The 13330-nt window shown below is 52.3% G+C and carries 10 protein-coding genes and 2 pseudogenes; 5 read left to right on the forward strand and 7 right to left on the reverse strand.

Annotation, left to right across the window (positions count from 1 at the left end):
- Positions 1-7 precede the first annotated feature (7 nt).
- A pseudogene (locus VQ830_RS27175) lies at positions 8-364 on the forward strand (SDR family NAD(P)-dependent oxidoreductase); the annotation flags it as partial.
- Here VQ830_RS27175 and VQ830_RS27180 read toward each other — a convergent pair.
- From VQ830_RS27180 to VQ830_RS27190, 3 genes and pseudogenes are all read right to left on the reverse strand, one after another.
- Positions 303-1085, reverse strand: a pseudogene (locus VQ830_RS27180) (ATPase domain-containing protein); the annotation flags it as partial. The pseudogenes VQ830_RS27175 and VQ830_RS27180 sit on opposite strands and share 62 nt — an antisense overlap.
- 464 nt (positions 1086-1549) lie before the next feature.
- Positions 1550-3895 carry a diguanylate cyclase gene (locus tag VQ830_RS27185; RefSeq protein WP_337271282.1) on the reverse strand — a complete coding sequence of 782 codons (2346 nt, stop codon included), beginning with the start codon at positions 3893-3895 and terminating at the stop codon, positions 1550-1552.
- 767 nt (positions 3896-4662) lie between these two features.
- Positions 4663-6186, reverse strand: a complete 1524-nt coding sequence (locus VQ830_RS27190) for an alkaline phosphatase family protein (protein WP_337271283.1) — start codon at positions 6184-6186, stop codon at positions 4663-4665.
- A gap of 531 nt (positions 6187-6717) precedes the next feature.
- Between VQ830_RS27190 and VQ830_RS28895 the strand changes: the two genes are divergently transcribed.
- Positions 6718-7092, forward strand: a complete 375-nt coding sequence (locus VQ830_RS28895) for a response regulator (RefSeq protein ID WP_438618818.1) — start codon at positions 6718-6720, stop codon at positions 7090-7092.
- Between the two features lie 175 nt (positions 7093-7267).
- Here VQ830_RS28895 and VQ830_RS27200 read toward each other — a convergent pair whose 3' ends face one another.
- Positions 7268-8620: a sensor histidine kinase gene (locus VQ830_RS27200; RefSeq protein ID WP_337271285.1), complete on the reverse strand. Its 1353-nt coding sequence runs from the start codon at positions 8618-8620 to the stop codon at positions 7268-7270.
- The gene (locus VQ830_RS27205; protein ID WP_337271286.1) at positions 8607-9284 is read right to left on the reverse strand and encodes a winged helix-turn-helix domain-containing protein; all 678 of its coding nucleotides are present in this window, start codon (positions 9282-9284) and stop codon (positions 8607-8609) included. Before VQ830_RS27205 ends, VQ830_RS27200 begins: the two co-directional genes overlap by 14 nt.
- A gap of 199 nt (positions 9285-9483) precedes the next feature.
- On the opposite strand from VQ830_RS27205, the gene VQ830_RS27210 reads away from it, so the two are divergent.
- Entirely contained in the window at positions 9484-9747 is a 264-nt protein-coding gene (locus VQ830_RS27210; protein ID WP_337271287.1) for a hypothetical protein, read from the forward strand.
- Between the two features lie 20 nt (positions 9748-9767).
- Entirely contained in the window at positions 9768-10544 is a 777-nt protein-coding gene (locus VQ830_RS27215) for a COG4705 family protein (RefSeq protein WP_337271288.1), read from the forward strand.
- A 49-nt stretch (positions 10545-10593) separates the two neighbouring features.
- Here VQ830_RS27215 and VQ830_RS27220 read toward each other — a convergent pair whose 3' ends face one another.
- On the reverse strand, positions 10594-11607 hold the full coding sequence (locus tag VQ830_RS27220; protein ID WP_337271289.1) for an ABC transporter substrate-binding protein: 1014 nt from the start codon (positions 11605-11607) through the stop codon (positions 10594-10596).
- Positions 11608-11974: 367 nt separating this feature from the next.
- On the opposite strand from VQ830_RS27220, the gene VQ830_RS27225 reads away from it, so the two are divergent.
- Positions 11975-12583, forward strand: a complete 609-nt coding sequence (locus VQ830_RS27225) for a phosphatase PAP2 family protein (RefSeq protein WP_337271290.1) — start codon at positions 11975-11977, stop codon at positions 12581-12583.
- A 652-nt stretch (positions 12584-13235) separates the two neighbouring features.
- Here the strand turns inward: VQ830_RS27225 and VQ830_RS27230 are convergent.
- A partial coding sequence (locus VQ830_RS27230) for an IS3 family transposase (protein WP_337271293.1) occupies positions 13236-13330 on the reverse strand: 95 nt, incomplete at its 5' end.

Consider the following 13330-nt stretch of genomic DNA (forward strand, 5'->3'; position numbering starts at 1 on the left):
GGTTTGAATGACCTTCCCCCTTTTCGATCTTTCCGGGCAACGTGCCCTTGTGACCGGTTCCTCGCAGGGCATCGGCTTTGCGCTGGCAAAAGGTCTCGCCGAACATGGCGCATCTGTTGTTCTCAACGGCCGTGACGCCGCGAAGCTTGAGGCTGCCGCAGAAGAGTTGCGACAGGCTGGGCACGCGGTCGCGGTCAGCAATTTCGACGTGACGGACGGTGAGGCGGTCAAGGCCGGCGTGGAGGCGATCGAGCGCGATCTCGGCCCGATCGACATCCTGATCAACAATGCCGGCATGCAGTTCCGCTCACCACTCGAGGATTTTCCCACTGAGCGCTGGGAGCAGCTGCTGAAGACGAATATTTACTGAAACCGTCTTGGTCTATCAAAAAAGGCACCTCATTGGTGCCATGGGCTGTGCCGCGATACTTCACTATACGAAGACGGCGCGTTGAAATCTGATTTTGAACTCGATGGTCAAGAAGAATTACGCAATCCGACACGTACTCTTCCAAACCCTGACGCGTGAGCGAGCCATCGCCGCGCTCGCCCGTGATAATCGTCGTTAAGCCCTTATCCTTGAGCCAATCAAACAGCCTGCGAATTTCAGCGCGTAAGATGGCGGGATTGGTAAAGGCCGAAAAGAGAGTCTCTATCGTATCGAGAACAATCCTTTTCGCTCCGATTTGATCAATTGCAAGCTCAAGCCGAAGAAATAGACCTTCCAGATCATACTCACCAATCTCTTCAAGTTCAGCCGGATCAATCGAAATATGTTCGACGTAAATCTTTCCCTGATTGACCAACTGCTCAACATCGAAGCCCAGTGACCTGACATTGCTTGTTATATCCGATGGGCGTTCTTCGAATGTTACAAAGACACCGGGCTCATCCATGTCACGAGCACCGTTGAACAAGAATGTCGATGCAAAAAGCGTCTTACCGCAACCCGCGGTACCGCAAACGAGAGTGGGCCGACCCGTCGGCACTCCGCCTATTGTCAATTCATCGAAACCCACAATTCCGGTGGGAGATTTTCTAATACCTTGGAAAACAGTCACTAGCTTACCCACCGACCTATTCATCTGCTCTGTACCCGAGAATATAGGTCACGGCAATTTTTAAAAGTGTACCATCAACGAACACCTTGGCGGGAGATAGATCGGTAGAGAAGGCGCCTATGACTTGATGGGTAACTCTCTGATCAAACCGGGCCTTACCAGCTCTCATTTCTTAGTTCGAAAGCGCCAGCGCGGTAGAGCCGCTGACTGTCCGCGTTTGATTTATCGGCAGTCGGATATAATGATATGGCGCCCGCGATTGTGTCTCGCGGGCGATCCATTTTATTGGAGCTAAGAAGTTAGAAATCTTGGGGCATTGGTCTTCGGTTCGATCCCCTCGAAGCAACGCGAGCGTAACTGAGGAGGCAGATACCGAGCCTCCGGCCTGGATCAACAACCGGCTCAACACTGATCAGCGAACTGGTAGGTGGGCCTTGCCACCTCCGACGCTGGCATGAGGACGCGGCCAATCCTGCCTAGAGAGACCATCAATTAAGTTCCTTGATTACCAGCGTCGATAGGTCAGAGAGTAGTTTTCTTTGCCCATCTGTGGGTTGTTCGTGAGGTTTAAAATCGGCCACGCAAACCGTTCCGACGACAAACCCGGTTTGCGGATCGACGAGGGGGGCGCCGGCGTAAAAGCGAAGTGCCTCCAGCCCCTGAACAAGCGGATTCGAACGAAAACGGAGATCGGCTTGTGTATCGGTCACAAACAATGGATCGGTTCCGGCAATTGTGTATCCGCAGAATGCTATGTCGCGTGCGACGGTTTCTGCTTCGATGCCGTGACGTCCAATCAGCGAGAGCTCTTTATCGCCGGCCAGTGTCACAAAGCCTATCGGGGTGCCAAGTAGTTCAGCAGCGCCACGTGCTATGACGTTTAAATTTTCATTCGGTTTTTCCGCAAACCTTTGCTGGTAGGTTTCCACTGTTTCGAGCCTGCGCTTTTCATCTGAAACGGCGGGCAAGCCGCCTGTAAACTCTGGAGCTCTGGCAGCAATGACCTTATTCCGACCGGTTCGCTTGGCTTCATAGAGAAGGCGGTCGGCTTCCGCGATGAGTGTCTTTACATCGTGAACACCCTCAGCTCCTGCAGAACTACAGCCTGCGCTGATTGTCACATGCCCATAATTGCTGGCGGAATGCGATATTTGTAAATTCTCTACTGCCGCGCGGATCCGCTCTCCTACACCGAGTGCTTCCTCTTCACCCGCGCCGCGCATGATGACGGCAAGCTCCTCTCCGCCATAACGAGCGCAGATGTCGCCGCTTCGAGCTTTGCTTTGCACGGTTTGCGCCACCAAGCGAAGGCAGTCGTCTCCCTCCTGATGGCCATATGTATCGTTGAACAGCTTGAAGCGGTCGACGTCGATGAGCAGCAATGCGAGGCTCGTACCGGCAGTATTGGCCCTTTCATATTCGGCGGCCAGCAACTCGTCGAATTGCCGACGGTTCACCAATCCTGTTAGGCCATCCGTGTTTGCTCGTCGGGCTAGCTCAGCATTGGCTTTCTCAAGTTTCGCTTCGGCAACCTTGCGGGCTGAAATATCACGCAAAACCAGAATGAGGCTATCGTTTTCGGCGACATAACGATAGCGTCCCTCCACCCAAACATAATGCCCATCTCGATGCTTCAGCCGATAGATTGCTTCGACGGGTGATGACGACATCCGTGCTTCCTGCGCAATCTTTTGAACAAGTGGCCAATCCTCGCAATGGATAATGCTGCGAGCAGTTTTGCCCACCAACTCTCCTGGATCCATACCGAACATCTCGTGCGAGGCTGGAGACACATAACGGCGTATCAGATCACGGTCCAGGCTCACGATGACGTCGGTCGCGTTGTCAGCGAGCAGTCGATATCGCGCCTCGCTTTTGCGCGTGGTTTCCTCTGCGAGAACGCGGTCATTGTACGCACGCCGAACGGCGGCTGTAAGCGCAATGGTTAGTCCGCAAAGGAGGGCAAGTGCCACCCCGATGGAGATTGCCTGCTTTCTCCAGGTCGAGAGAATCTGATCGTGTGATAGAGCGACATTGAGGATCAAAGGACGGGATCCGACATGCATGAAATTGTAGAGCCGCATGACCCCATCGATCGCGGCAACGCCGGAGAAAGATCCGAACCTGGCACTCTGAAAGCGCTTTATGTTTTCGGACGCGGAGAAATCCCGACCAATCTGATTAGCAATATAGGGACTGCGCATAACGAGCACGCCGCTTTGGGAAAAGAGATTGATCGCATCCCCATCCTTCAGGTTCATGCGCTTGAAAAGATCCTGAAAATAGCTGAGCTTCAATGTTGCGACGACCACGCCGGCAAAATGTCCGTCTGGTCCGTCGATGCGTCTGCTCAAGCCGACGACGTCGTCGTCACCCGTCAGACGTCGCTGAAAGGGTGTACTAATGTACAGCCCTGAGGCTTCACCCTTTAGATGTGCCTGGAAATAGGATCGATCAGAAAAATTGTCCTGCCTCGGCGGCATCGCGCCCGCGTCCCTAACGACATTGCCTTGAGCATCCAACACGAGCACGCTGGTAAAATATGGCTCCTTCAGAACCTGATCGAAGAGAAGGATCTGCTGTAAATCCGGAGTGAGCGATGCGAATTCGGGCTGCTGTACTTTCCTGACAATACCTTCAAGAACCGCATCGTAAGCCTCCATCCGACTGTCGATATCTTGCGAGAGGAGGGTCAGCAGGTTTTGAGCGCTGGTGTTTGCAATCTTCCAGCTATCGGCTCGCAACTGAACGAGCATAAAGGCAGACGCACTGCAGAATCCGAGCATAAGAACTGCGACGAGCATGATGTAACGACCGCGACGAAAAACCTGCATATGCCCTCCCGTTCGCAGTTCGCTACCTCCCCGGCAAATACCAGCGAGAAGTTAATAACAGCTACATTGGCTAGGTGCATGTCAAAAGCGATATATGCTACAGCCAAAGATTGTACAAAAACGACACGTTGTGCCATTTCTCTACTCAATCTGGCATAGATGTTTCCGCTCCGAAAGAGGCGCTTTTGCGGGATCGAGAAGCACATTAAGTTAGTTGTAAACAAATAATAAGTAGCTTCGGGCAGCACTGGTTTGAGTGCAGCCTGAGCTCGGGGAGTTAAGGGATCCAGAAGATTAAACATCTGAGACGAGACACCCGTATGGTGGCCGTTGGTTTATAGGGCGTCAGAGCGAGTGGCATCAGAAGAAACCTGCGCCCGATCACGAAAATCAACTAGCACTCTCACCGTTGTGGAATATGTTAAAGAGCACCGGTTTGAGGGCAGGTAAGCAAAAGACAGGAGTTTTAGGTCATTTTCGTTCGAGCCTTCGCTGACCGCTAGCGCGATGAAGAGCCACAATCGCTCCACCTTCTGGCCTATCTCTTCCCGCTCGGACGGGAGCAAATCAATCGAACCGGTCAATATCTTTGGCTGAAGCTTGTTCGCAGGGTTCCGCCCGGTTTCGCTAACGTAACTATCTATGTCGTGACGTTCGTATTACATAGCGCCGACGCGAGAATTTGCGCCAGCGCCATGGCTTGAGCCGCTGTACCCAGAGCTGTCTTTCCCCCCAAATATTAAGAGAGGAAGTGCCACCGTAACGTATCAGAACGATATCCCAGGTAATGCCTGCGTTGCTTCCTTCTCCACCGACTGCAATTCCTTCGGATCGTAGCCGAGTGCTTGCAGAATTGTCGGCGCCACCTGCGTTGTCTGTACAAGCGCCGTAACCGTGCGCGCCGAGATCGACGGATTGCTTAATAGCAGCGCGACGTTGCGGTCATTGGCATTGCTGCCACCGTGCTCAGCGATTTTCTTGCCACCTGTGTACACTACGCCAGGGTTGACGGTGACGATAAAATCGGGTGCACGCGCATCAGTGGCCGGGTTTTGGTATGCCAACGCGACCTGGTTGCTGGTCATCAACTGGCCTATGCCCAGCGCCTTGCGTTGATCCCTTAAATACTCTGTTGCGGCAGCGAGCGATTTAGCCCGCTCTTCCGGCTTGAGCCAGATCAACGATGCATCGTCAGCGATGTGGAACGCGTAACCCGGGATTTTGGTATAAGGGTCTTCATCGGTGGGTTGAAACGTCGAAGGATCGATCGGCGACTGACCGTGTTTTGATGCGATAACAACCAGCGTCGTTTCCTCAAGCTTATTGTCGCGCAAGGCACCGACCAATTCGCCCAAGGCATGATCGACATAGTCGAGTTGCACGCCCAGTCCATTTTTCGGTGTGCCGTTTGCATCCGCATAACCACCGATCAGACCGGCTTCATCGCCAGGCCCAGCTTTCGGCAACTTCTGGCCAACGCTTACGGCCTGCAGATTCAAACCGAACAGCGCTGGAACTGGCTGCTTGTTCGCACCGGTGCTGTCGAGCCCTTTAATTTCATTGATCACTGCTTTTACGCGCGCTTCATCGAAATCTCGCTCCGCCTTAAAGCTGCCGGTCGTTTTGATTTTGCTACCGGGAATGAGTGAATCCTGTTCAAGCGCATATAAATCATCGACACCAGCGCCTGACGGGCCGTTGAGCCACTCATAGGCCGGATGCTTGTCGCTCCAAGCGGTACGCCCACCATGTTGATGCACGATCTCGAAGATATTGTTCACACGAACGAAATCATGCGGGAATACCGGCTTGCACTCGCCACTCACCAACATGCGCGGCAGCTTGGCTGGATCGATTTGCGTCATTGGTTTGCCGGGGGTGCCACCTGCATCGAGGCGCGTATCGTCGATGTCAATGCTCTCGGCAAAGCTGACCTCGATTCCGGGCTTGCCCTGGCATTTCGAACCTGCGGAGAAATAGCTGCGATCGAAGGAATCGTCGTAGTATACGCCGGTTACAGCAGGAGTGCCTCCTGTGACTTGAGCGACAAGACCGGGAAATGAGTCCGACGGATTGGTGGTCACAGCGTTCGGATAGAACAAGCCCGATTTTTGAAGAGCCGCCATCTCGCTTTGCGGATGCGCCGAAACGTAATTTGCCAAATCTACTGCGTGCAAACCATCGACCGAAATCAGTAACACGTGTTCGTAGGGTTTTGCATTCGCCGAAGTCGCAGCTGCCAGACAGGTGAGCGACGTGGCAATCACAAATCGCGCGGTAAATTTATACATCTATGCCTCCTAGAAAAACACCCCCGAGGAACGCTATGGCCACAGCATGACAGAGTGATGAACCGCCAGTGTCACTTCACCGAGATCGCTCAGCTGCTCTCCATCCGATTTGGCGAAAGGATGGGTACTAGGTAGGCGCAATGCTAAAGCGGATATTACGATCATAGGAATCGCGAGAGTCCGCGTTTAGTGCCCGTGGACGTCATATCGAAAACGCCGTTGTGGCGTGTTTCAGTACGATCATCGAGGTAAGAGAGGTTCGATCATAGTTCGAGACGTCGTTCTTTTCTTGCCTATAGGCTGTCGTTGCCTAGCAGTGCTTAAGGAGTCTCACCCTATAGCTTTCTTGCATTCCGCGGGTACCATATTCACCGCGCAGGGCAGGAGTGATTGTCCAAGAACTTCGGATGCTGCTTTGATGCAAACTCCACTGCGACGTCCGTCATCAACGGACCTCGTCGATACCGAGAAGTTCAGGTCTCTGTCAGCCTTTTAGCCTTTGAATTGGAAATTATCATAATCGAGGCGCAGATGGACATCCTTCTTATAGAAGACAATGTGCTTATCGGTCAGGCAATCTGCGATCATCGAGCAGCTCGTGGCGATTGCATTCACTGGTGTAATAGCGCGGTAGACGGGATTGATGCCGCCACAATGACTGACTACGATTGCATTATCTTGGATTTGCGGTTGTCTGATGAGAGTGGAATGACCGTACTCCGGCAGATCCGGAAGAAGGATCTCCATGTCCCAATCTTGATCACGTCTGCTTTCGATCACGTCCGCTATCGGTTGGAGGGCATCTCCGCCGGCGCGGACGACTATCTCGTCAAGCCATTTTCTCTTTGCGAACTCGGAGTCAGGATTACGCGTCTCGTTGAAAGATCGACCCACCATAAAAGCTAGTGAATACCCGATATCGCTATGCCGTCCAGAGCCCAGGCACCTCCTATCGCCTGCAAGACTTAGGCTTCTCATGGTATGCAATACGGGCATCAGGAATTTAGACCCACTCGATATCCGTCGCTTCTCGATCAATGAGTAAACGAAAGAACGTCTAGAAATGCCAACGAGACTCCGGTCATATGCTTACGAAAACGATTTCCACAGCCAGACCCGGTTGATTGTCCGACAGTTTAATCTCTGCTGAATGAAGATCGGCAATTGCCTTCACCAAACTTAGTCCAAGCCCACTGCCAGAAGTTGAACGACTTTTATCCAGACGGTAGAGACGCCTGAAAACCCTTTCTCGTTCACTGCTTGGGATGCCGGGACCATTATCGGCAATCTGCACGACAGCTTGACCGGTCTCAGAAAAAAGAGACAGCTCGACCGACGAACCTTCGGGACAGTGGGTGATTGCATTCTCAACAAGATTTACGATCAATTGTGTCAGGAGCTCTTTGTCGCCCAACACGTTTGCAGACTGCGCTGCGACGACCCTGAAAGTTTGTCCATTATCTTCAGCGACCCCAACGTAGACCTCCTCCACCAGTGCGACGATGTCGATCAGATCAATCTTTTGGAACCGCTCCCGGCGAGCGCCCGCTTCGATTTGGGATATTCTAAGGAGTGCCTCAAAGGTCGAATTGATTTTGTCGCTCTCCGCTCGCGCATCTGCAAGGAGACCAGAAACATCCGCCGCACAAGCGATATCTTGTCCCGCCTCGTCCAGCGTCATCTTCAAGCGATTTAGAGGGGTCTTGAGCTCGTGGGCAATATCGGCGCTCACCTGCCTCATCCCCTCTACAAGCCCGGAGAGTCGATCAAGAGCACTGTTGATCTGCATCGAGACAAGATCGAGATCGTCATTGCGACCTTGCAGCTCAATACGGCTATCAAGTCGACCGTTGGAGACGTCGAACATGGTGCGTGCCACAGCATCCAGGCGGCTCTGAGCCCTCGCAGCCAAAAATATTCCTCCGCCAATTGCCGCCGATACCACTATGATTGCGGCCCAACCGAGGCTGACAAGAACAGTTCGCAGCAGATTGTTCACATCTTCAAAGCTTTGTCCGACTACGAGAAGGTTCTGTCCAAGCTTTGTCACTTCGATCCGGTACTTACTGAAGCCAGGCAATCCAAGTTCCTGAGGCGTTACTGTATGGACACCAACGGGCATCTTTGTTGCCGTGAAATTGCCCGCAACGCGCCTTCCTTCGGAATCCACCAATGAATAAAGGCCGTCCTTCGTCGTCTGTAGCTCCATGTAGCTGGTCAAGGTGGCAACGATATCCTCCATATCGTTTGGCGCATAGGTGGAGGCGATGACCGCATTCATTTCATGAAGAGAAGCGTCGAGCTCGTGTTCAAGACCTGAGCTCAACATCCTGTACATGATCGCGCCACTGACCAAGAAGGTGAAGATGAACAATAGCCCGAAAGTCACAGCAAGACGGAACGGGGTACTCCGGCGCAAGCTATCTAGGCGCATGAAGGCTGTATCCGATGTTCCTGACTGTATGAAGAAGTTGGGCTTCGAACGGTCTATCGATTTTTGCCCGGAGACGGCTAACATGAGTTTCCACAACGCTTGTTTTGGGATCGAAATGAAAGTCCCACACGCGCTCTAGCAGCATGGTCTTCGTCATTACGCGACCTTCACCACGCATGAGAACTTCCAGCAGAGTGAATTCTCTAGGCTGGAGCTCGATCACTTGACCGCCTCGACGAGCTTCACGTTTAATCAAGTCGAGCTCAAGGTCCGCTACCTTCAGAACAGTTTTTGTCTCTTGCACCGGGGGGCGCCGTGAAAGGGCGTTCACGCGTGCTAGCAGCTCGGAAAACGCGAATGGTTTTACAAGATAATCATCACCACCCGCTTCCAGCCCTTCGACACGATCGTCGACCCCACCAATAGAGGTTAAAAAAAGTGTAGGAGTGCCGACACGGGCCGCGCGAAGGGAGCGAACGATCGACAGGCCATCAAGACCAGGGAGCATGCGGTCTATAATTAGGACGTCATAAGTTTCACGTTGCGCTTGAAACATCCCGTCGCGCCCGTCGGACATGACATCGCAGCTATGTCCGGCCTCGGTTAAACCCTTAGCAACGTATTCGGATGTCTTTTGATCGTCTTCGATGAAGAGAATGCGCATGGTCGTATCTCGTCCGTTAATCGCGATGGGAAACCGTAGCCGTCCTTGCACTGCTCTAACAACATACGTTTTTGTAAGGCCGATTTCTCGATCCTTACGAAAAGGTATTGTTTAGGAAAGACCTGCGTATGGCGGAGCCCGTAATCGTTCATCCGCCGCGGTGGAGCGGCCACAGCTCATTCTGGAAAGGTTCATTACCATGAAGATTATCGTTGCCGCCGGTCTCCTCAATATCATTGCTGCTATCGGCTTTCTCGTTGTCGCTATACCCGTCCATGCAGCGGTCCCATGCGAAGACATGCTCAAAGACATGCGAGCAGCCAAGAAATCCTCCAAACTGACTGATACAGACGCTAAGAAAGTCGAAGATCTCGAAGCGAAGGCTGTTGAACGTTGCAATGCAGACGATGACGCACGCGCTGATAAGTTTCTTACCGAAGCGATGAAAGTCATGGGAAAGTAGGACGGGGGAGGGACAGCACCATGACAAATAAGCAATTTCTCGAGCCCCTGAATCGAGTCCCCAACGTCACCGTTGCCTTTTGGCTGATCAAACTTATGGCAGTAACGATGGGTGAGACAGCCGCTGATTATCTCGCGGTAAATCTCGGACTTGGTCTGACATTGACATCAATCATCATGACTAGCATTCTCACCTTGGTCATGGGATTGCAGTTCTCGCAGAGGCGATACGTACCGGGAGTTTACTGGGGAACGGTTGTCCTTATCAGTATCGTCGGTACGCTTGTAACCGATAACCTTACAGACAACTTTGGCGTCGCGCTTCAGCTCTCGACAGCACTCTTCTCCGTTGCACTGATCGCCGTCTTCGTGATCTGGTATCAATTCGAGAAGACGCTATCGATTCATACAATCTTTACAGCACGCCGCGAGAGGTTTTACTGGCTCGCGATCCTGCTCACCTTTGCGCTCGGAACCGCCGCTGGCGATCTGGTGGCTGAAAGTTTTGACTTCGGGTATCTAACGACCGCCATCGTATTCCTCGTGGTAATCGCCGTCATTGCGATCGCCCATTTCGTGTTCAAGTTCGATGGAATTTTCACCTTCTGGCTCGCCTACATTTTCACGCGGCCTCTTGGTGCGTCTATTGGCGATCTTCTGTCTCAACCGGTCGAGTATGGAGGGCTTGGCTTCGGCACTATTTATACGAGCCTGGGCTTCCTGGCATCGATCGTTTTGATCGTCCTTTTCATGACCCACTCTGAGCGCGGCCCCGACACCGCAAAGCTTTCTCTTTGAGAACTATGCATATTGTTGCCGCCTCGCATGTACGGGAGGCGGCAACCGCTTACTTCAAGTCCGCCACAAACTCTGTCGTGTACGTCTTGGAGAGGTCAATCGTGCTATCTTTGAGAGACTTCGAAAAGCCTTTCAGGACAGACAGAACGGTCTCCGGCCCATCTTTTGGCATCACGCCGTCAGCAGTAAACATAGCTTTGCCAGTGTCCAGAGCTTTGACGTAACCGTCCTTGTCGTTGACGTAGAAATCTCTCGGCATCTTATCGGTGATCTCAGCCGCCGAATGCGTATTGATATACTTCAAAGTCTTGACGAAGGCATTGGCAAGTTTTTGGGTTTGCTCCTTGTGCTTTGCGACCCATTCCGTCTCCATATAGAGAGAAGCCGCCGGATAGGTGCCTCCGAGGGCAGCGCGTGTATTTTCCATTGTCCGCATGTCGATGAGGATTCTGGCTTCGTTTGTTTTCAAGAGCCGCGTGATGGTGGGCTCGGTCGTCATCCCAGCCTGGATCTTGTCTTGTTGCATGGCAGCGATGAACGTTGCGCCAGCGCCAACAGGAACCGACGTGATGTCGGAGAGGTTAAGACCGTTCTTGACCGCCAGATATTGCGTGAGAAAATTTGTCGACGACCCAAGTCCGGTTACGCCGAGGCTCTTACCTTTAAGATCGGCAAACGATTTGACGTCAGGATACTTATTCGACACAAGCTCAACTTCGCCGGGCGCCTGGCTGAGCTGGACAATAGACTCGACAAACTTTCCTTTCGCCTGCAAATCAATACAGTGGTCATAGAAGCCAACGACGCCCTGAACAGCGCCCGCTAGAAGTTGGTTTTCCGCATCGACGCCGGCTGGCTCGTTAAGAAGTTCAACGTCAAGCCCCTCATCCTTGAAGTAGCCTAACGACTCTGCGAGTTTTGCGGGAAGATAGATCTGTTTCTCATAACCACCGACCATTAGCGTTAGCTTATCGGCAGCCCTTGCGCCGCCAGCGGCGAGTGTCGTGCCAGCTACAAGCAATGGGAGTGTAAGGTATTTAAGAATTCGGTTCGTAATGAACATTATGTTCTCCTCCAGATAAAAAAGCGCATCGCTTTCGCTCGCACTTGTCGCGTCTCCTCCGCGATGCGGGAAGGAGGTTAGGAGGCCGAACCTTTCAGTCAGCTTTCAGCAATCTTTACAAATTTGTATAGAATCAGCCGCGCAAAATTCAGGTCCTCGTCAGTCAAACTCGAAATACGGCTCTTGGTCCGAGTATTTAGAGAGAGCCTGACAAGTGAGCACGTTAAGCGCCGTTATATGGCGGCGATCATACGTCAACGCATTCCTGGTTTTGACGACCGTGTGGTTTTTGCTTCTATCGATTTTCTACATGGTGCCGGCGATCGATCTAACAGTATCTGATTTGTTCTTCAGCAGCATACCCTGCATGGACAAAGCATCATCAGGCCGCTGCGGGTCCTTTACGCTGAGCAACGTAGGTGTCGTCATTTCAATGCGGTGGCTGTTGTACTGTCTACCATATTTGGCTGCAGCAATTACGCTTATCTCCCTGCTTACGGCTGCGGCGATTGAAAGGTTTCGCAAGGTCATACCGGTGCGTAAACTCGCGCTGTCCTTGACCAGCTTCGTCATCGGCAATGGTTTGATCACCAACCTTTTTCTCAAGCGCTATTACGGCAGACCTCGACCGTTCCAGACCGATCTGTTCGGAGGTTCATTTCCTTTCATACCGGCTGGTTCCTTCCATGGGGCTTGTCATCAAAATTGCTCGTTTCCATCTGGCGAGGCGTCCGGCGCGGGATGGCTTATTTGTTTAATTGTGCTTGTTCCAGAACGGTACCGCCTATGGGTCGCTCCACCTGTAATTGTCGCTGCCGTCACAACGGCCATCTTACGTGTTGCTGTCGGCGCTCATTATGCTTCTGATGCAGTACTGGGTCTGCTGCTATCGATTACAGTTTCAATGGGTATCTTTGCGCTCGATGAGCAGCTTCCCATCATAAACATAGTATCTCGAAAAGGTTCGGATGAATGAGTTCTGCGCCGCGGCTTCACTGAGTGCGATCGAAGGGTGACCGAATATCTTCCGGCCGCTCCCACTGCACATCTGATACTCGCTGGCCGATTTTGATTAAAGCGCGATATTCTCATTCAACTTGGAGCAGTCTTGGCAACCGTTTGCCGTTATGTCCGTCGACTTATCAAAATTGTGACGTCACTGCGCAACAGTCGCAGGGCTCGCCATTTCGTGATTGCCACCTTTCGCGCCTTTCTCGGTTGCATTTACAGGCGCTCTGCCGCACGACGTTCGTCTAACAGGGCGTTTTCCAAGCCCCTCATTGATTTGCACACTGCTGTCTACAGGGCGCATCGTTCTTCTTCTCACCGATCAGAATTTAATTCAGCTCCTATATTGTTAATCGCAGCAGATCGATGAGCAAATGGTATTCATTATCAGCTCCTTTTAGTACGTGGCAATGAGCCCAGGAATATCACGTTCCGAATCAATAATTGTCGGAGCACTCTTGATAGGAGCCGATTAGCGAGCGTATGGAGAATTTAGGTTCTTTTTAGCAATAACAACCGTGATTGCGACGCTGACGTAGGGGCTTTAGAAAAGCCGGAACGACCTCAATCTCAACCAGGCTTCGATGATCGCACGGAGGTGCGGACGAATTCTTGGACTCCTATGCTACAATCCCTAGGTTCCTGCGGTATTCCAAGGGGCTAAGGCCACCGAGTGATATTTTGATGCGATGCTGATTGTACCACCGGATATAGG

The sequence above is a fragment of the Oryzifoliimicrobium ureilyticum genome, assembly GCF_037199735.1.
Taxonomy (GTDB): Bacteria; Pseudomonadota; Alphaproteobacteria; order Rhizobiales; family Rhizobiaceae; genus Rhizobium; species Rhizobium ureilyticus.